Source organism: Methylocystis sp., from assembly GCF_021731785.1.
Classification (GTDB): Bacteria; Pseudomonadota; Alphaproteobacteria; order Rhizobiales; family Beijerinckiaceae; genus Methylocystis.
In genome coordinates this window covers 1-15,386 of sequence record NZ_JAKFWS010000136.1, presented here as the reverse complement: position 1 = coordinate 15,386, position 15,386 = coordinate 1, and the positions used below count along the sequence as shown (strand labels likewise).

General features: G+C 60.2%; 28 protein-coding genes and 1 pseudogene. 19 read left to right on the top strand and 10 right to left on the bottom strand.

From position 1 onward, the window contains the following. Positions 1–101: 101 nt before the first annotated feature. On the bottom strand, positions 102–692 hold the full coding sequence (locus tag QZ964_RS18570; RefSeq protein WP_292533445.1) for a hypothetical protein: 591 nt from the start codon (positions 690–692) through the stop codon (positions 102–104). Positions 693–957: 265 nt separating this feature from the next. Here QZ964_RS18570 and QZ964_RS18565 point away from each other — a divergent pair, with 265 nt between their 5' ends. The 12 genes from QZ964_RS18565 (at position 958) to QZ964_RS18510 (ending at position 7,337) form a co-directional block, all read left to right on the top strand. Then, positions 958–1,278, top strand: a complete 321-nt coding sequence (locus QZ964_RS18565) for an iron-sulfur cluster assembly accessory protein (protein ID WP_014892118.1) — start codon at positions 958–960, stop codon at positions 1,276–1,278. Between the two features lie 65 nt (positions 1,279–1,343). Then, positions 1,344–1,640, top strand: a complete 297-nt coding sequence (locus QZ964_RS18560) for a NifU family protein (protein ID WP_292533437.1) — start codon at positions 1,344–1,346, stop codon at positions 1,638–1,640. A 12-nt stretch (positions 1,641–1,652) separates the two neighbouring features. After that, positions 1,653–2,840, top strand: coding sequence for a cysteine desulfurase NifS (gene nifS, locus QZ964_RS18555; protein WP_292533435.1), 1,188 nt, complete (start codon positions 1,653–1,655; stop codon positions 2,838–2,840). A 36-nt stretch (positions 2,841–2,876) separates the two neighbouring features. Further along, on the top strand, positions 2,877–3,092 hold the full coding sequence (nifT, locus tag QZ964_RS18550; RefSeq protein ID WP_292533433.1) for a putative nitrogen fixation protein NifT: 216 nt from the start codon (positions 2,877–2,879) through the stop codon (positions 3,090–3,092). Between the two features lie 5 nt (positions 3,093–3,097). Next, on the top strand, positions 3,098–3,970 hold the full coding sequence (locus QZ964_RS18545; protein WP_292533432.1) for an SIR2 family protein: 873 nt from the start codon (positions 3,098–3,100) through the stop codon (positions 3,968–3,970). Between the two features lie 361 nt (positions 3,971–4,331). Next, entirely contained in the window at positions 4,332–4,634 is a 303-nt protein-coding gene (locus tag QZ964_RS18540; RefSeq protein WP_292533430.1) for a nitrogen fixation protein NifZ, read from the top strand. An 11-nt stretch (positions 4,635–4,645) separates the two neighbouring features. Next, the gene (locus QZ964_RS18535; RefSeq protein ID WP_292533429.1) at positions 4,646–4,885 is read left to right on the top strand and encodes a nitrogen fixation protein NifZ; all 240 of its coding nucleotides are present in this window, start codon (positions 4,646–4,648) and stop codon (positions 4,883–4,885) included. A gap of 15 nt (positions 4,886–4,900) precedes the next feature. Beyond that, the gene (locus QZ964_RS18530) at positions 4,901–5,260 is read left to right on the top strand and encodes a hypothetical protein (RefSeq protein ID WP_292533427.1); all 360 of its coding nucleotides are present in this window, start codon (positions 4,901–4,903) and stop codon (positions 5,258–5,260) included. 25 nt (positions 5,261–5,285) lie between these two features. Beyond that, entirely contained in the window at positions 5,286–5,546 is a 261-nt protein-coding gene (locus tag QZ964_RS18525) for a hypothetical protein (RefSeq protein WP_292533426.1), read from the top strand. After that, positions 5,546–6,754 carry a DegT/DnrJ/EryC1/StrS aminotransferase family protein gene (locus tag QZ964_RS18520; protein WP_292533424.1) on the top strand — a complete coding sequence of 403 codons (1,209 nt, stop codon included), beginning with the start codon at positions 5,546–5,548 and terminating at the stop codon, positions 6,752–6,754. Before QZ964_RS18525 ends, QZ964_RS18520 begins: the two co-directional genes overlap by 1 nt. A gap of 29 nt (positions 6,755–6,783) precedes the next feature. After that, entirely contained in the window at positions 6,784–7,092 is a 309-nt protein-coding gene (locus QZ964_RS18515) for a 2Fe-2S iron-sulfur cluster-binding protein (protein ID WP_292533422.1), read from the top strand. A gap of 14 nt (positions 7,093–7,106) precedes the next feature. Next, on the top strand, positions 7,107–7,337 hold the full coding sequence (locus QZ964_RS18510; protein WP_292533421.1) for a hypothetical protein: 231 nt from the start codon (positions 7,107–7,109) through the stop codon (positions 7,335–7,337). Positions 7,338–7,402: 65 nt separating this feature from the next. Here the strand turns inward: QZ964_RS18510 and QZ964_RS18505 are convergent, their stop codons facing one another. Continuing rightward, positions 7,403–7,678 (bottom strand): aldehyde dehydrogenase, encoded by a 276-nt coding sequence (locus tag QZ964_RS18505; RefSeq protein ID WP_292533420.1) that lies wholly within the window; start codon positions 7,676–7,678, stop codon positions 7,403–7,405. 199 nt (positions 7,679–7,877) lie between these two features. Between QZ964_RS18505 and QZ964_RS18500 the strand changes: the two genes are divergently transcribed. Both QZ964_RS18500 and QZ964_RS18495 read left to right on the top strand, forming a co-directional pair. Beyond that, positions 7,878–8,318, top strand: a complete 441-nt coding sequence (locus QZ964_RS18500; protein ID WP_292533418.1) for a Rieske (2Fe-2S) protein — start codon at positions 7,878–7,880, stop codon at positions 8,316–8,318. Positions 8,319–8,353: 35 nt separating this feature from the next. Then, positions 8,354–8,521: a hypothetical protein gene (locus tag QZ964_RS18495; RefSeq protein WP_292533416.1), complete on the top strand. Its 168-nt coding sequence runs from the start codon at positions 8,354–8,356 to the stop codon at positions 8,519–8,521. 34 nt (positions 8,522–8,555) lie between these two features. Here QZ964_RS18495 and QZ964_RS18490 read toward each other — a convergent pair whose 3' ends face one another. Further along, entirely contained in the window at positions 8,556–8,822 is a 267-nt protein-coding gene (locus QZ964_RS18490) for a hypothetical protein (protein ID WP_292533415.1), read from the bottom strand. 24 nt (positions 8,823–8,846) lie between these two features. After that, on the bottom strand, positions 8,847–9,089 hold the full coding sequence (locus QZ964_RS18485) for a hypothetical protein (RefSeq protein WP_292533413.1): 243 nt from the start codon (positions 9,087–9,089) through the stop codon (positions 8,847–8,849). Positions 9,090–9,239: 150 nt separating this feature from the next. Here QZ964_RS18485 and QZ964_RS18480 point away from each other — a divergent pair, with 150 nt between their 5' ends. Then, the gene (locus tag QZ964_RS18480) at positions 9,240–9,725 is read left to right on the top strand and encodes a hypothetical protein (RefSeq protein ID WP_292533412.1); all 486 of its coding nucleotides are present in this window, start codon (positions 9,240–9,242) and stop codon (positions 9,723–9,725) included. A 54-nt stretch (positions 9,726–9,779) separates the two neighbouring features. On the opposite strand, the gene QZ964_RS18475 is transcribed toward QZ964_RS18480, so the two are convergent. Then, the gene (locus QZ964_RS18475; RefSeq protein ID WP_292533410.1) at positions 9,780–10,097 is read right to left on the bottom strand and encodes a hypothetical protein; all 318 of its coding nucleotides are present in this window, start codon (positions 10,095–10,097) and stop codon (positions 9,780–9,782) included. A gap of 161 nt (positions 10,098–10,258) precedes the next feature. Here QZ964_RS18475 and QZ964_RS18470 point away from each other — a divergent pair, with 161 nt between their 5' ends. Both QZ964_RS18470 and QZ964_RS18465 read left to right on the top strand, forming a co-directional pair. Further along, positions 10,259–10,645: a Rieske (2Fe-2S) protein gene (locus QZ964_RS18470; protein WP_292533409.1), complete on the top strand. Its 387-nt coding sequence runs from the start codon at positions 10,259–10,261 to the stop codon at positions 10,643–10,645. A 91-nt stretch (positions 10,646–10,736) separates the two neighbouring features. Next, a complete protein-coding gene (locus tag QZ964_RS18465) occupies positions 10,737–11,489 on the top strand; it encodes a hypothetical protein (RefSeq protein ID WP_292533408.1) in 753 nt (250 codons plus the stop codon). A 187-nt stretch (positions 11,490–11,676) separates the two neighbouring features. Here the strand turns inward: QZ964_RS18465 and QZ964_RS18460 are convergent, their stop codons facing one another. Both QZ964_RS18460 and QZ964_RS18455 read right to left on the bottom strand, forming a co-directional pair. Then, positions 11,677–12,390 carry a dienelactone hydrolase family protein gene (locus tag QZ964_RS18460; protein ID WP_292533406.1) on the bottom strand — a complete coding sequence of 238 codons (714 nt, stop codon included), beginning with the start codon at positions 12,388–12,390 and terminating at the stop codon, positions 11,677–11,679. Between the two features lie 149 nt (positions 12,391–12,539). Continuing rightward, positions 12,540–12,908, bottom strand: a complete 369-nt coding sequence (locus QZ964_RS18455; RefSeq protein WP_292533404.1) for an SUF system Fe-S cluster assembly protein — start codon at positions 12,906–12,908, stop codon at positions 12,540–12,542. 215 nt (positions 12,909–13,123) lie between these two features. Here QZ964_RS18455 and QZ964_RS18450 point away from each other — a divergent pair, with 215 nt between their 5' ends. Next, positions 13,124–13,474 (top strand): (2Fe-2S) ferredoxin domain-containing protein, encoded by a 351-nt coding sequence (locus tag QZ964_RS18450; RefSeq protein WP_292533403.1) that lies wholly within the window; start codon positions 13,124–13,126, stop codon positions 13,472–13,474. Positions 13,475–13,488: 14 nt separating this feature from the next. On the opposite strand, the gene QZ964_RS18445 is transcribed toward QZ964_RS18450, so the two are convergent. From QZ964_RS18445 to QZ964_RS18435, 3 genes are read right to left on the bottom strand one after another with little or no spacing between them, the layout of a single operon-like run. Further along, positions 13,489–13,929 (bottom strand): SufE family protein, encoded by a 441-nt coding sequence (locus tag QZ964_RS18445; RefSeq protein ID WP_292533401.1) that lies wholly within the window; start codon positions 13,927–13,929, stop codon positions 13,489–13,491. After that, on the bottom strand, positions 13,926–14,408 hold the full coding sequence (locus tag QZ964_RS18440; RefSeq protein ID WP_292533399.1) for an ankyrin repeat domain-containing protein: 483 nt from the start codon (positions 14,406–14,408) through the stop codon (positions 13,926–13,928). Before QZ964_RS18440 ends, QZ964_RS18445 begins: the two co-directional genes overlap by 4 nt. A gap of 46 nt (positions 14,409–14,454) precedes the next feature. Further along, complete coding sequence (locus tag QZ964_RS18435) at positions 14,455–14,886, bottom strand: response regulator (protein ID WP_292533397.1); 432 nt, start codon at positions 14,884–14,886, stop codon at positions 14,455–14,457. Positions 14,887–15,281: 395 nt separating this feature from the next. Between QZ964_RS18435 and nifH the strand changes: the two are divergent. Continuing rightward, positions 15,282–15,386: pseudogene (gene nifH / locus QZ964_RS18430) on the top strand (nitrogenase reductase); the annotation flags it as partial.

Sequence of the window (15,386 nt, the reverse complement as noted above, 5' to 3'; positions counted from 1 at the left end):
AGCCTATTGCGTTTAACCCATCTTCTCGATGAATCGAATGGAGCAGAGGTCGGTCGACGCCGGTCGTTATTCACCGGCGGTCGGACCCACCGAGCGACACGTTAAACCGGACGGTTTTCGTTACGGTTCTTGACTGGCTCCATACGCTCGACGCCCTGCTGATAGGCGATGACTTCGTAAGCGTCGTTGAATTTCAGCGCGGTGTCGAGAAGCACGTCGAGCTTGCCGCCGGTATCGAGCTTTTTGATGTCGTTCTTGTCGACCATGGCGAGATCCATCATCTCCTTCCACACCGTCGACTCGTCGCAGGGAAGCACGTTGTAGGTGATCTCGCCGAGCTTGACTCGGAATTTCGCGAGCAGGTCGACATTGTTGCAGAACATGAAGTAAGCGCCGGTCGGCGAGAGGAGATCGCCGATCACTGCGTGGGCCGTTTCGAGATAGGCGAAATTATGCAGATAGCCGGCGAGGATCGGGATCGTCGCTTCGCCTTCGTTCGCGAAGGTGAGCACCTGCTCGATGGAAAAATCCGGCGGGCGCTTCTCGTCGGCCAGCTGCTCCTGAAATTTGAGCGCGATGTCGCCCCGAAAACCGAAACGCCCCGGCTTGCCGGTCGGCCCCTTAAGCACTGCGTTGAGCAGGCGGCCCTCCCGGTCCAGCCGAGCAAGGGCAGTCTTCTCAATTTGAGTCATCGACAGTTCTCCGCTTTGCAATCCAAACGCAGCATCCGCGCGGGGGATTCTTCGTCACGCCGCGCCTCATGCAAAAACTTCGCCGCGGTTTTGGCGCGTCGACAGAGCAATCGGCGCGACGGAAGCGACACGACCGGGAAGGCAATGTACGAAACAAGACAAAACAGGCCGATATTCCGGAATCCCATGCTCTTCTACGCGCAATTGTCGCGGCACATGAATTGCTTCGAGCGATGCAGCCGCATTTCGACCCTGGAAGAGCGACATGATCAACCTGACAGACAGCGCCCTGAACGCAGTGCAGACCGCCATTTCCAGCGCCGCCGATCCCGTCGACGGGCTGAGGATCATGGTGGAGGCCGGCGGCTGTGCTGGATATCAGTACAAAATGGGGCTCGTGCGCGAAGCCAGTCCCGACGACACGGTGATTGAGCGCAGCGGGGTCAAGGTGTTCATCGACAACACCAGCCACGAACTCCTGACCGGCACGACCATCGACTACGTCGTCGCGGTGCAAGGTTCCGGTTTCACCTTCGACAATCCGAACGCTCAATCGAGCTGCTCGTGCGGCAAGTCTTTCGGATAATTTCGACCAGACTTCACAATTTATGAAAGCGCGTCCGCTGGACGGCGCGGCGGAAGGACCAAGCGATGTCGTACGACGCCCAGAAGAACGAAGAAGCCGGCCAGCTCGAAGCGGCTCCATCGCCGGAGCGCGAGCAGGTCATTCGCTCCGTAATCGACCAGATTCGCCCCAATCTGCGCCGCGACGGCGGCGATTGTGAACTCATCGAGATCTGCGGCAACAAAATCATGGTGCGACTCACCGGGGCCTGCGTGCTCTGCAAGTTGAGCAGCGCGACGCTCGAAGGCATCCAGGCCAAGCTGATCGAAGAGCTCGGCGAATTCGTACGGCTGGTGCCGGTTCCGGGCGCCGCGCGCCATTGAGCGAGAGTGTCGATGCGGCGCGTCTATCTCGACAATAACGCGACGACGCGCACCGACCCCGAGGTCGTGGCGAAGATGCTGCCGTTTTTCGGCCAGGAATTCGGCAACGCTTCTTCGTCGCACGGCTTCGGCGTCGAGGTCTCTGCTGCGGTGCGAGAGGCCCGGCGCAGCGTACAGACGCTGCTCGGCGCGGCGCATGATCACGAGATCGTGTTCACCTCTGGCGGTACAGAATCCGACAATGCGGCGATCCTGGCCGGGCTCTCGGCGCAGGAGGGTCGCGACGAGATCGTGACCACCGCCGTCGAACACCCGGCGATCCTGTCGCTCGTGGAACATCTGCAAAAGACTCGCGACGTCACCGTGCATCTCATTGGCGTCGACGCGCGCGGCCGCATCGATCTCGACGCTTTTCGCGCGGCGCTGGGGCCCAAGACCGCGATCGTTTCGGCGATGTGGGCGAACAACGAAACCGGCACGCTGTTTCCCGTCGCAGAACTCGCGCGTCTCGCGCATGAGGCCGGCGCGTTGTTTCATACCGACGCGGTGCAGGCGGTCGGCAAGGTTCCGATCGATCTAAAAGCCACGCTGATCGATTTCCTGTCGCTCTCCGCGCACAAGCTGCATGGCCCGAAGGGAATCGGCGCGCTCTACGTACGTAAGGGAACGAAATTCGCCCCGTTCATTCGCGGCGGCCACCAGGAACGGGCGCGCCGAGGCGGGACGGAGAACACGACTGGGATTGTTGGACTTGGCGCCGCCGCCGAATTGGCGCGATCGCGCCTGCAGGACGACGCCGTCCATATCGCGGCCCTGCGTGACAGGCTCGAACGCGGGCTGACGCAACGGATCGGCCAGTGTCGGGTTTCCGGCGACGTCGACAATCGGCTCGTCAACACGTCCAACATCGCCTTTTGCGACATCGAGGGCGAAGCGGTGCTGACCCATTTGGATCGCGCTGGCATTGCCGCCTCGACCGGCTCAGCCTGCACGGCGGGATCGACAGAGCCTTCGCATGTGCTACGCGCGATGAACGTGCCGGAAGAAGCTTTGCATGGCGCGATACGGTTCTCTTTCTCGAGAGAAAACACGATCGAGGAGGTCGACGATGTGCTGGAGACGCTGCCGGGCATCGTCGCCAAGCTGAGGGAAATCGCGCGGGCGTCGCGCCATACGGAAGCGCAGCTGCTCACGAACTAGCGTGGGCGCGACGGCCGCGCCAAAGGAGTCGATATAATGAAAATCATGATCCGCCGTTCCCCAGAGACCGGCTTGTCGATCTATGTCCCCAAAAAGGACCTCGAAGAACCGATCGTCGAAACCGAGCATGAAAGTTTGTGGGGCGGCTGGATCAAGATCGCGAACGGCTGGGTTCTCGATCTGCCCGAAATGGCGGCTGGCACCTCTCTTCCGATAACGGTCAATGCGCGCAAGCGCGGCGAAGCGGAGTGAACGCGATGAACGCGCCCTTTGATGGCTATGCGCTCCTCGAAGGCGAGAAAGCCGAGGAGGCGCTGGGCAAAATTGCCGCCGAGCTGAGAACGGGGACCGTAATTCCCTACATTGGGCCCGGGTTGACGCAGCTCTCGCAACCCGAAGCGCCGATGACGCCCGAGGCGCTCGCCGCGTTTTTCGGGACCAAGGTTGCGCTGCCGAAACGCGCCAAGGGCAACGCCTGGGCAAGCGCGCAGCACATTGAGAACATGAAGCATCGCTCGACCGTCTCGGCGTTGATGTCCCAAGCGTTCGAGGGGAGCATCGCGCCGACGCCGTTGCACGTCTACTTTGCGTCGCTACAGCTGCCGATGATCGTTGACAGCTGGTATGACGCGACAATGCGTTCGGCGCTCGAAGGCCGCGGCGACTGGGGCGAGATCCAGGGCATCACCCGCGCCGGCATTGGCGAGGATCGCTGGTACCGGTTCTACGACGCCGACGGAACGGAAACCACCAAGGAAAAAGCCGAGACCTGGAAGACCATCCTCTACAAGCCGCATGGCAGTATCGCGCCGGCAAAGAATTTTTTGATTTCCGACGCGGATTACGTCGAGGTGCTGACCGAAATCGACATTCAGACGCCCTTGCCCGAGGCGGTAAAGAATCGCCGCTCAGAACGCAGCTTTCTGTTTGTCGGCTGTCGCTTCCACGATCAGCTGTTGCGCACTTACGCCCGGCAGATCATGAAGCGTTCGACGACCACGCATCACGCGATCGTCGATCCAACCGTGTTGACGAAAAACGAGCTGAAGTTCCTCACCATTCAAGGAATCATTCCGATTGCGCTGCCGATTGAGCGCGCGTGCGAAATTCTGACCGCCGGGGCGGCGTGAAGCGGGCTTATGCTCCTTCGTCCGGATGAAGAATGCAGACGCGGCGCTGTCGCAGCGCCAGCGCAAAGGCGCAGCCGCGCCCGCGCCCGCGCCCGCGCCCGCGCAAATGTTGCATTCGTAACATGAAATTCTGACCGTCTTTGCCGCTTGTCGGCAAATTGACGCGGGCGCGAAAGCTTCCTTCGCCTTCCCGACAACAGAGTGTGGCACGCGTGTTGCCTATTGAACGACAGTACTGCTTTCGGCTTCCGGCCGCCAGCGTCCAACGTCGCCAATGGAAAGTCGGCGGTGGAGGCGTTGTTCTGCGGTTCGCGCGGCGCGACGAGCGTCCGCGGGCCGAAAACCACGGAAGAACACAGCGATGAGCAACATCGTTCGCGACAGCGAAGTCTGTGAGTTAACGGCGCCGCCCACCTTCTCTTTCGGCGAGAAGGTGAAGGCGAAGCGCACGATTCGCAATGACGGCACCTACGCCGGCAAGGAGATCGGCGAGATTCTGGCGAAGAAGGGCGAGGAAGGCTACGTCGTGAGCATCGGCACTTTTCTCCAACAATTTTATATCTACGGCATCGAGTTCACCGAAAGCGGCAATCGGGTCGGCATGAAGCGCAAGGAACTCGAGTCCGCTAATCCGGCGGATGACGTCGATTTGCCGCTGCCCTGAGGAGTGTGGACGTGTTCGAACCGCGACTGCCGAAATATCAATGGGGTCAGCGCGTGAAGACGCTGATCGATCTGCTCAATGACGGAAGCTATCCCGACATGCAGCCGGAAGCGTTGCTGGTCGCCAATGGCGGTCTGGGCGAAATCGTGCAGGTCGGAACCCATACCGATTCGAATACGCCGATCTACCTCGTGGAATTCGGCGACGGCCGCGTCGTCGGCTGTCTTGAGGAAGAGATCGCGCCCCTGTAAGCGGAGCGATGGCGCATGCGACCGACAGTCACGAAGATTAGCGGCGGCGTCGCATCGTCTCAGCCGAACGAATTTGACTACAGGCGCATCCAGCGCGCGCTGGAGCAGCGGCGCCGCTACCGCTACGTCACGCCGCTTTTGCTCAAGACCGCGAATGGCTATCGGATTCAGAGCCCCTGCTGTTCGCGCAACGTCGATCCCGACGGCGGCGTCATCGACATCGCGTTGCTGATCTTCGATGAGCGCAAAGGCAATTGGCGCCTTCTTCGCAAGGACCATGCAGTCGGCGTATGGGAGCTCGACAGCGAATTTCCGCGTCTGGCGGAGTTGCTCGCTCATCTCAGCGAAGACGCCGAGCGGCGCTTCTGGCAGTGAGTTCGATCTTGAACGGGGACAGATCATGGCGATCAGCGATGCGGAACTGATGGAGATGGAGAAACTGCTGAGCGCCAGCGGCGCGCCAGCCCTGTCGGAGCTGCGCGCCAAGTTTTCCCATCTCTCCTGGACGCGTTGCGACGCGTCGGACGTGATCGAACCGCCGTTTCGCAGCTTCACCCATTGCGACGTGCATCTGCTGGATGGCGCAGATCATTGCGTAACCGTCACTGACGATCCAGCGCGCGCCACCGGCGTCATTGTCGCCTTTCGGGGAGCTTCGTGATGAATGCGCCGGTCGACGTGAACGAAAAGTCTGAAGAGGACGTGCAGGCGCCAGGAGCCTCCGGCGGCGATTTCATTCCGCTCTCCGACCCCGACATCACGCTCGACGACATTGCCGCATTGGAGGCGGTGCTGCGTTCCAGTCGCCTGTCGAGCGGCCCGGTGACGGAGGCGTTCGAAGCCGCTTTCGCCGCCTATCTCGGGCGCAAATACGCCGTGGCGGTGTCGAGCGGCACGATGGGACTGCTGCTAACGTTGGCGGCGTATGAGATCGGCCCGGGCGACGAAGTGATCGCCTCGCCGCATTCCTTCCGCGAAACCGTGCATGCGATCGCGCTTGCCGGCGCCAAGCCGGTCTTTGCCGACATTGACTATTGGTCTGGCGTGATCGCGACTGGCAAGATCGAGGCGTTGATCACCGACAAGACGCGCGCGATCGTGGGCGGCAATACCAATGGCCATCCGGCGCAATGGGCTGAGTTGCGCGAAATCGCCAATAGGCATCGGCTCATCCTGCTCGAAGACTCCACCGAAGCGATCGGCTCAAAATATAAAGGAGCGCTGGTCGGCACGTTCGGAGACGCGTCGGTATTCGATTTTTCCCAGCCCGGCCCGCTGGTCTGCGGCGAAGGCGGCATGGTCGTCACCGACGACATCGACGTCGCCGTGGCGATGCGTCGCTTCCGCGCGCATAAGTCGAGTGAGAGAGCGTCGGTCGTGGTGGGCTCCAGCGCGCCCTATCAGGCGGCGATGAGCGACATGACTGCCGCGCTGGGCATGAACCAGCTGAGCCGTCTCGAAGAGATTCTGGAGAAGCGCAAGCTCATCGAACATTACTACTTTAAGCACGTCAAATCCTTTGAAGGCATCAAGGACCCGTTCATCGGTCCGGAGGTCGATGAGGTCCACTGGTTCCTCTATGTCGTGCATCTCGGCACCCGCTTCAGCAAATCCAGCCGCGACTCGATCGTCGAGGATTTGCTCGTCGAGAAGGTGGAGGCTGCCGCTTACAGCAATCCATTGCATACCCAGCGGCGCTACTTCGACTACGGCTATCGTCGCGGCAGTTTTCTCGTCGCCGAAAAAATTGCGGACCGCGCCGTCGCGATGCCATTCCACGTTCATCTGCAAGAGCGCCAAATCGCCTTCATCGTGCAGACGATGAAGGAGGCGTCGATCAATGTCGGCGCCGGCGCCGCCATTTACTAACCCTCTAAATCCCAACCAGGAGTGTGGAAATGCCGACCGTGACCATCATGCCCTCAGGAAAGACGGTGGATGCCGCCGAGGGCGCAACCTTGCTGCAGATCATCATGTCGAGCGGCGAGGAGATCAATCACAAATGCGATGGCAAGGCAGAGTGCGGCTCCTGTCACATCTACGTGCATGAAGGCCGCAAGGGCATTTCGAAGATTGCGCGCGAAGAGAACGAAAGGCTCGACACCATCGTCGGCATCGGTTCGAAGTCGCGCTTGGCTTGCCAAGCGAAGATTCTCGGCACCGAGAACATCAAAGTCGAATTGCTCGGTTTCGCGTCGGGCCTTTAAGCTAGGAGGGACAGATGTCTTCCGATATCGTCATGCTTCATGTCCGCTTTGCGCCCGACGGCGGCGTTGTGGAAGTCAGCGAACGGCCGGCGCCGAACTCGGCGCAAGCCTGGTTCGACTGGATCAGTCTGAACGCTCCCGACGCTTATCAGGCGCTCTCGGGCGGCCGTGGCGTGTTCCGCATCCCTCGCGACAAGCTCGAGGAACTGCGGGCCGGGATCGCCGCAAAGAATGCGGCGGCCTGATCAGCCCGGTGCGTCGCTTGAAATGACACCTTCCGCAGAGTTTCTTGCGGAAGGGACGCTTAATTTCAATTCAGGAAGCTCTCGGCGAAGCGAGCGCGCTTTTCGGCTGTGTCGAGGCCCTTCGCGAGCGGCCATTTGTTGTCGTAGAAGAGCGAATTAACGGCGCGGGTGACTTCCTTGCCGCGCAAATACCAACGCATCACGCCATCCGGAAAAATCACCGCCGGGCCGTCTTCGCGATGCACGATGCCGTCTTCGACGCTGATGTGCGTCCCGGTATAGAGATAGCAGCCGGCGAGGCGCGAGAGATCGTCTTGATTGCGTTCGTCAACCTGGAGCATGACCACGTTTCGCCTCCGCTGAGAGCCATCGACACCGATGACGAAGCAAGAATCGCGCTTGGGGAGGCGATACGGCAAGAATAATGCTTGTTCGACCGGTTGGACGCCGCGCGAGGAATATCTGTCATCTTTTCGACATTGTCGGAGGCGGCGCGAGGTGCGTGCGGCGAAACGGATAGACGCCTGACGGAGTTCCGGCATGCAGGCCGATCTGGACATCTACGTCATATGCGCGTTCGAGAGTCTTGAGCGCGGCCAAGCTATGGCGTTTAGCCTGTCGCGTGTCATGGACGACGGGGCGACGCGGCCCTTTTCGATTTTCATCGTGCGGACCGAAAAGGATCAATGCGTCGGCTATGTCAATGTCTGCCCGCACAAAGGCGCATGGCTGAACATCGGCGACGGCAAATTCTTCAGCGAGGACGGTCGACGACTCCGGTGCGGCAGGCATAAATCCGAATTCGACGTGGAGACGGGCGTGTGCGTCAAAGGGCCGTGCGTGGATAAAGTCATCGAACCCGTCGCGCTCGTCGTCATGGATGGCGACGTGTGCCTGTGTGGCGTCAAGCTCGCCGAGGAAGAGATTTCCGATGACGACGAACTGGACGAGACGATGGAGATCATGATCCATCCAGGCTGAACGCCAAAGCGGAAGGCAATTATGAGAGGCGCGCGATGACCGTGGCGGAATTGATCGTGAAATTGTCGGAATTGCCGCGGGAGGCCGTAGTGTTGATCGACAGCGACGGTGGGCTTTCTCGCGTGAGCGGATTGGATTTCATCGAGGGGCAGGGGCCGGGCGCGCCGGCGGAAGTCATCCTCGCGCCCAGCCTCGACGAATGAACTGCCAAATCCAGTCGACTATCGACGAAAAAATTCAATCCTGGCGCGCCGAAGTTTCGCCTTGCAGCGGCACTCCAAAGAACGCCTCATCCTCGCCGCCCCATGCCTTGTGCAGCGCAAAGGCCTCACGCCAACGGAGTTGCTCCGCTTCCGTCGCGGCGCGATGGCTCACTTTCCCGGCCGGCCTCTCGGCGAGAAGAAACGCCTTGCCGTTGCGCAAGAATCGATTGAGATCCTTGGTGTCGATAGGGCGAACAACGCAGCGCGGGTCTTCGTCGATCAGAATGGTTGTCGGCAGCATGAGTGCAGCTCCCGTAGTGATGGATCAAAAATCTTCCGCCTTGCTTCCCCAGGGATGCGAACCGGGGACCAGCGACGCCTTGATGCCCGCCTTTTCGATATCGGCGAGGGTCTTGTAATAGGTGCCTTCATGCATGAGCGCGCCGCTCTTGGTCATGATCGCCACATAGCGCGCCACTGTATCGGCTTCGCACAGATAGCCGCCGCCCGGATCGCTTGTGCTGCGCGCGTTGCCGTCCCAGTCGATGAAATAGCCTTCGACAGCCATCTTCCCTCACGCTTTTGGGTTGAATCGTTGGAGACGAGGCGAGCAAGTTTCTTGCCAAGGATTTCGCGCCGGCGGCTGGGAACGAGACTTGCTTGCCTCGGGAGCGTTCGCGCGCCGAGCATCGAAAGCGCGCAATCGAAGGAGACGCAGTTGGCTGACCTCGCGCACAGAAATGCGTCGCTTGACGACATGAGAGATCTTTGGACCTTGATGCGGCAGACGGCCGCCAGCATCCCTTGTTCGATTGAAAGTGAAAGCGATCAGGAGCGCGCGCTGACGGAAATCATGAAGTGCTGCACGGCGGAATTCTCGCCGGTCGCTTTCGATGCAAAGCGCAATCTGGTTGGGGCCTTGCTGGCGCGCCGCGACGAACTTGATTGGGGTCTGCGCAATGTTGAAACAATCAACGTTTCGGTGGCGGCCGTGTCAGAAAGCCATCGCCAGCACGGCGTGCTCAAAATGCTCATCGAAGCGATCTTGAAGCGCAATGCGCCGGTTTACGCCGAAGTGAAAGCCGGCGAGGCGCAAGGGCTCGCGGCGGACCTCAAAGCCTGCGGCTTCTCCTTGGCGAAGGCGGAAGAAGGCGCCGAGCTCTATAAATGGGAGCCTCCTGCTGCGGAAGCCAAAGCGGCCTGACGAGAGTTTTCAACGGTTCGCCGACAACATGGCTGCGCGGACAAGGTTCGAGGCTCAACCGTCCTGCGCGCCATATTCGGCGTAGGCCTTTTTCAGCAAGGCGAGACAGGTCTTGAGACGCTCATACTCCGCCTTGTCGACGAGGACCCGACGCACGTCAGGGGCCCTTGCGAGCGCGGGTTCCTTGGCGGCCTGGATCGCCTCAAACATGGCGGCTTGCAGACGAAAGATGCGCTCGCTGGCGCGTTCGAGATAGGGCAGCGGATTGGCGCGGATATTCGATTCATGCGGCGCGTCGAGCTCCAGCAATTTGCCGAAGCGCCGCTCCGTCAGGCGATCTGCCAAACCGAAATCATGTTCGATGACGCTCATGATCGTTGCTCCTTTCCTAGCCGGATCTCTGAATCGAATTTCGGACAAGCTTCAATACCCATCCAAGCGCGCAAGCATGGCTCGTCAATTGCACGGGTAGGACGCTGCGTCGTTAGGCAACATGGGTTTGCAATGTGCGCGCCAGACGAGGAGGGCGGTCGATGAACGAACTCTTTGCAATCTGCCAGACCGGCAAGATCGAGGACGGCGACGCCTCCGGCTTCCTGCTGATGCGCATCGATGAAACCGGCGAGCCAAAGCCCTGGCCGATCTTGATCACGCGCAAGGGCAATAATTTCTGCGGCTTCGAAAACGCGTGTCCGCACAAGGGCGAGCGTCTCGATGCCGAGACAGGGCATTTTCTCGACGAAGAGGGGAATTTCCTGACCTGCGGCCATCATCAGGCCCAGTTCGATCTCGACACGGGACACTGCTTCATCGGTCCTTGCCAAGGCAAAAAGCTGAAATCTATTGAAATCGTCGTCGATGACGGCGACGTCTGCGTCACTGGCGTGGAACTCGCCGAGGAAGATGGGCTGGGTCTCTAGGAGCCGGACGACGCTCCAGAGGTCATGATCACTTCTGACTGAGGCAGGACAGGACGGAGACGCACGTCGCGATGCAGATGAGGACGTTCGAATGACTGACATGACGGAATTACAGGCGCGCAAAAAGCCCATGAATCTGGCGATCGTCTATGTCGATCCCGATGCGTTCGTCGCCAATTTCATGCCCTGGCTGGAGATCACTGCGTTCATCACGGCGCAGCGCGCGGGCGAGGCGACGGTTCCTGCAGATGGCGTGACGCCGAAATTGGACGAAAAACAGCTGAAGAGCGACGCAGTGATCAGCGTCGGCAATGACGCCATCTTCGCCTTCTGCATGACTGCCGCATTGAAGGGCGACAAAGCCGCAGTCGACAAGGTCGAGAGCGCCTTGAGCGAAAGTCTCGGCAAGGAGTTTCCAGGTTTCAGCGCATTATGGAATTTTCGCGGACAAATCGACGCCCCGGTGACGCTTGACGATTTCGTTGGGCAGGCCGGCAAGAAGATGCTTCTCGCTGATTGGCCGCCGCCGCCGTTGCGCGCCAAGGAAAATTGGAATGCGGGGCTGCGGTTCTTCGAAAAGGCGCGCAAGTCGAATTTCGTGCGCGAGATCATGTTTCCGCTGGCGAAATGGCATCGCGAGCGTTGGACGGAAGTGTTGGAGAAAGGCGTCGCCTTCTTGCATCACATCGAGGACAATGTGCCGGTGCTGCGCGAGGTGCTGAACGAGCCGCGTAACGACGAGCCGTTCATCGCCAACCTCCTGCTCAAGATCGCGCCGGCCGTCGACATGGAGCTTGGCGACGACATGCAGGGCTACCTGCGCTCGCTAGCGCGACGCGATTGACGCATCGCGCTCCGCTGACGATATTTCGCTCTTCTCGTTTCCTCCCTCGCTGCGGCGGAGTGGAAGCGAGAGGGCGTTTGACGATTTCGATAAGCTCGACTCCGCTTTGTCCGCCGCGCCAGGCCGCCACCCAAGTTGGGCATGGCGGCGGCGCGAGCGCCAAATTGCATCGCGGCGAAGCGTCTGATCACGCGTCGGGCGGGCCCATGTCGTCGCTGCTCTTCTTCTTCTTCTTTTCAACTTTGGCTTGCGCGTAGGAGCCGGAGTTTTTCAGCGCGATCGGTTTCTGGCCTTCGACATATTGCGATATCCAAAACAAAGTGCGCTCGCGCGCCGATTGCGCGGCGGCTTCGTTGAAACTCTCGGCGACATCGAAATTGAAGCCGTTGCGGGCTTCCGGATAGGAGAAAGCGCTTACGTCGGGCCGCTGCGCGCGAAATTGGACGATCTCTTCCATCGGCAATGACGGATCGTTCTCGGGCAGGTGCAGCAGAGTCGGGATTTTCCGCTTCACCCAACGTTCATCTGAAATTCCGGCGGGATAATAGCTGATCGCGCAGGCCACGTCGGTGAGACTATTGGCCGAGACATAGGCGAGATAGCCGCCCCAGTCATAGCCAACGATCGCCACCTTGCCGGCGCTCTTCACGGCATCGACGGCGGCCTGAATCTCTTGCAAGGCCGTCGTAACGGAAGGGCCGTCGTTCTCGCCTTCCTGCGCAGCGATCGCTGGCGCGATCGCGACATAGCCTTGAGCCGCGAAGCCGTCGACTTCCTTTTGCAGATGTGGCGTGACGCCGTAGACGTCAGGCAGAACGACGACAGCGCCCTTCGGAGCATCAGCGGGTTCGACGCGATAGGCGGAAAAACTGTGTCCTTCTCCGGATGTAAGTTCGATCATGACGGCCTCGATGTCCAAGCAGGTGGCGGAAGCTCTCGAAGAGAGATGGCGGAGTCATGTCACGCCTGCACGCGCCGTTGCGAATATCGTGCCTGTGTTCACGAAACGCATCATTCGAAGCTGGCGGCCGGCCGAGGGACGCCCTCGGCTCAAGAGTCGAAGAACCCCAGTTCCAGCTTGGCTTCGTCGCTCATCATGCTTTGGTGCCACGGCGGATCGAACACCAGATTGATTTTTACGCTCGCGACGCCGTCGACTGCATCGACGGCCCTCTTGGTCATTCCGACCATTTCGCCGGCGACAGGGCAGCCTGGGGCCGTCAGAGTCATGTCGATGTCGATGTCGCGTCGATCAATCACGTCGATGCGATAGATCAGTCCGAGATCGTATATGTTCACAGGAATTTCCGGGTCGAACACGGTCTTTAGCGCCGCGACCACTTCTTCATAGAGCGCCTTCGCCTCCGGCGAGGAATCGGCGCAGCTGACGCGGCTGTTCGGTTCGGAAAGTTGTGTCATGTCGATTTGCGGTTCCAAATGCGCATCCTGCATGGGTGGGCCCCCTCTCGACTGCCGCAGTCATCCAGCAAGTAAGGCGCCAGTCAGCTTCGCTGAGGCTGGACCGAAATTTGCAGCATTTCCATTGTCCGCGGCGTCATGGATGAGCGCTTTCGCTACGAAGCGCGTTTCTCGCAGAGCGCCGCGTAACAATCCTCACAAAGGCTCGGTGTAGTATGTCGGAGACGCCTGAAGAAGAATTCGAGCTGCCTCAACTCTATAAGCGGCATGTCTTTGCTTGTTTCACGCAGCGGCCGCCGAACCATCCACGCGGCAGTTGCGGCGCCGCGGGCGCGCAGCCGCTTTGGGATCGGCTGGGCAAGCTGGTCGAAGCTGACGGCGGCGGCGAGATCGGCTTCACCGCCTCGGGATGCATGGGCTTTTGCTCGGCGGGCCCATTGATGGTGGTCTATCCCGAGGGCGTCTGGTATCGGCCGACGGCGCCCGAAGACGTCGACGAAATTTATGCGTCGCATCTCAAGGGCGGCAAGCGCGTCGACCGCTTGGTGATGATCTTGTCGCGCTGACCGATCCCAAATGTTCAACACGCCGCGCTGGGGGCCGCGAGCAACTCGCGCGCCTCCGCGTGGATGCGCCCGACCATCGACTTGAAGCCATTGGAGCGTTGCGGCGTCAGATGTTCGCGCAGGCCGAGGCGCTCGAACAACGTGACGGGATCAGCCTTCATAATTTCGGCGCCGGTCTTGCCCGAGCAGAGCGCCAGCAAGATGGCGACGAGGCCGCGCACGATATGCGCGTCGCTGTCGCCGCGGATCATCAGCGTCGGCTCGCCGCCGCCGGCTTCAGAAATTGTCGTCGCCAGCCAAACTTGGCTGGCGCAGCCCGAGACTTTGTTCTGATCAGTCTTCAACGCGTCGGGAAGCGGCTCGAGCATTTTGCCAAGTTCGATGACATAGCGGTAGCGGTCCTCCCAATCGTCGAGCAGGGAAAAGTTTTCGATGATGTCGTCGATCGTCGTCATGTTTCGACCATTCCTTCAACTTTGAGCCGATCGCGGCGCTGGCGAGACGCGACGCGCAACAATTGCAGGCATTCGATGTTTGCCGCGAGATCGAGCGCCGAAAATCCGTCGATGTTCTCCTGCGCGGGATCTGCGCCGAGCGCCAGCAAGAGCGCCACAACCTCAGTCTTTCCGGCCGAAGCGGCGTAGATCAGCGCCGTCGAGCCGTCGGGATTGCGATGGTGAACATTGGCCCCGGCGGCGGAGAGCAGTTTGATCGCCTCGACGCCGTCCTGCTTGCACGCCAACCAAACGGCGTTGTTGCCGTCGCGTGTCGTGGCGTCGATATCGCCGCCCTCGGCGACGATCTGGCGCAGAATTTCGACGTTGGCCTCGGCCGCAGCTCGCAGAAGCGGCGTGAGCCCATCGGCGCCGACGGCGTTTGCGGCCTTCGTCGGAAAGCCTTGCATCGTCAACCATTGCGCCAACTGCGAGGTCACGCCTTCACTCCATCGCAGCGCCGACCGAGACGTCGGACGTATCGACTTAAAGCAATCCCAGTTGCACGAGCGGCTTGGCGCCGCCGCGCCCCAGGACCGTGTCAACCTTTTGCCGCACATTTTCGATCTTCAGCGGTTTCACTAAGGTGCCATGTGCGCCATGCTTCATGGCGCCGACCGCCAGGGGCTCGTCGGCTTTGTCGCAGACGATCAATATGCGCACGCCGCCGAAACGCTCCGCCAATTCGGCGAGGATCGGGAGGCCCTTGTTCTTCAGAAAGGAAGCTCCGAGCAGAACGACGTCCGGCTTCAGCCAGCCGACGCCTTTATCGTAGGCCTCTTCGAGGCTGGCGATTTCGTGGGTTTCGATCTCATCGTGCAGCATGAATTGAAGCGCGGCGCGCACCACCTCGTCTTCGTCGAGGACGAACACTCGCCGTTGATCAACCGCCTTTGCGGTCTCGACGCCAATCTGCATGCCTGCTCCTTTTGATGATACGCCGCTCACGCCACGCAGAAGATATCAAGCAAGCTCTGTTCCAATTGTCCCCGAGCTTGATCTGTCGCGGAGCAAAGAACGGCGTGCGATGTATTCTTCGCAACAAATGTCAAGACTGTCGGCTTCCCTCACATACAAGACCGATGCGGCATTGCGCTTATCGCTTGATAAAAGCCAAATAAAACAATCGTCTACTCGGCTTGACCGTATTGGCATGGCGGTTGCTACCAGTCTGACGCGAGTGAGGGCTGAGCGCACGCCTACGTTACGCCGAGCGATGTGTTCCTTCCCGTAACCCGCGACCAGTTTCTGATGCAGAGGAACTGCCCAGCATATCTCTGGGTGGCAGTCGAAGGGCTCAACAGGAGACAGACATGTCGTCACTACGGCAAATCGCATTTTACGGCAAAGGGGGCATCGGCAAGTCGACGACGTCCCAGAACACACTGGCGGCTTTGGCCGAGCTGGGTCATCGCATT

Excerpts from the sequence above, each read along its gene's own strand:
- nifS (WP_292533435.1), top strand. The coding sequence starts at position 1,653 with ATGCGGCGCGTCTATCTCGACAATAACGCGACGACGCGCACCGACCCC.
- QZ964_RS18435 (WP_292533397.1), bottom strand. The coding sequence starts at position 14,886 with ATGCAGATTGGCGTCGAGACCGCAAAGGCGGTTGATCAACGGCGAGTG.
- QZ964_RS18530 (WP_292533427.1), top strand. The coding sequence starts at position 4,901 with ATGCGACCGACAGTCACGAAGATTAGCGGCGGCGTCGCATCGTCTCAG.
- QZ964_RS18465 (WP_292533408.1), top strand. The coding sequence starts at position 10,737 with ATGACTGACATGACGGAATTACAGGCGCGCAAAAAGCCCATGAATCTG.
- QZ964_RS18445 (WP_292533401.1), bottom strand. The coding sequence starts at position 13,929 with ATGACGACGATCGACGACATCATCGAAAACTTTTCCCTGCTCGACGAT.
- QZ964_RS18525 (WP_292533426.1), top strand. The coding sequence starts at position 5,286 with ATGGCGATCAGCGATGCGGAACTGATGGAGATGGAGAAACTGCTGAGC.
- nifT (WP_292533433.1), top strand. The coding sequence starts at position 2,877 with ATGAAAATCATGATCCGCCGTTCCCCAGAGACCGGCTTGTCGATCTAT.
- QZ964_RS18520 (WP_292533424.1), top strand. The coding sequence starts at position 5,546 with ATGAATGCGCCGGTCGACGTGAACGAAAAGTCTGAAGAGGACGTGCAG.
- QZ964_RS18490 (WP_292533415.1), bottom strand. The coding sequence starts at position 8,822 with ATGCTGCCGACAACCATTCTGATCGACGAAGACCCGCGCTGCGTTGTT.
- QZ964_RS18545 (WP_292533432.1), top strand. The coding sequence starts at position 3,098 with ATGAACGCGCCCTTTGATGGCTATGCGCTCCTCGAAGGCGAGAAAGCC.
- QZ964_RS18470 (WP_292533409.1), top strand. The coding sequence starts at position 10,259 with ATGAACGAACTCTTTGCAATCTGCCAGACCGGCAAGATCGAGGACGGC.
- QZ964_RS18460 (WP_292533406.1), bottom strand. The coding sequence starts at position 12,390 with ATGATCGAACTTACATCCGGAGAAGGACACAGTTTTTCCGCCTATCGC.
- QZ964_RS18450 (WP_292533403.1), top strand. The coding sequence starts at position 13,124 with ATGTCGGAGACGCCTGAAGAAGAATTCGAGCTGCCTCAACTCTATAAG.
- QZ964_RS18560 (WP_292533437.1), top strand. The coding sequence starts at position 1,344 with ATGTCGTACGACGCCCAGAAGAACGAAGAAGCCGGCCAGCTCGAAGCG.
- QZ964_RS18505 (WP_292533420.1), bottom strand. The coding sequence starts at position 7,678 with ATGCTCCAGGTTGACGAACGCAATCAAGACGATCTCTCGCGCCTCGCC.
- QZ964_RS18500 (WP_292533418.1), top strand. The coding sequence starts at position 7,878 with ATGCAGGCCGATCTGGACATCTACGTCATATGCGCGTTCGAGAGTCTT.
- QZ964_RS18495 (WP_292533416.1), top strand. The coding sequence starts at position 8,354 with ATGACCGTGGCGGAATTGATCGTGAAATTGTCGGAATTGCCGCGGGAG.
- QZ964_RS18475 (WP_292533410.1), bottom strand. The coding sequence starts at position 10,097 with ATGAGCGTCATCGAACATGATTTCGGTTTGGCAGATCGCCTGACGGAG.
- QZ964_RS18455 (WP_292533404.1), bottom strand. The coding sequence starts at position 12,908 with ATGACACAACTTTCCGAACCGAACAGCCGCGTCAGCTGCGCCGATTCC.
- QZ964_RS18540 (WP_292533430.1), top strand. The coding sequence starts at position 4,332 with ATGAGCAACATCGTTCGCGACAGCGAAGTCTGTGAGTTAACGGCGCCG.
- QZ964_RS18570 (WP_292533445.1), bottom strand. The coding sequence starts at position 692 with ATGACTCAAATTGAGAAGACTGCCCTTGCTCGGCTGGACCGGGAGGGC.
- QZ964_RS18565 (WP_014892118.1), top strand. The coding sequence starts at position 958 with ATGATCAACCTGACAGACAGCGCCCTGAACGCAGTGCAGACCGCCATT.
- QZ964_RS18515 (WP_292533422.1), top strand. The coding sequence starts at position 6,784 with ATGCCGACCGTGACCATCATGCCCTCAGGAAAGACGGTGGATGCCGCC.
- QZ964_RS18510 (WP_292533421.1), top strand. The coding sequence starts at position 7,107 with ATGTCTTCCGATATCGTCATGCTTCATGTCCGCTTTGCGCCCGACGGC.
- QZ964_RS18485 (WP_292533413.1), bottom strand. The coding sequence starts at position 9,089 with ATGGCTGTCGAAGGCTATTTCATCGACTGGGACGGCAACGCGCGCAGC.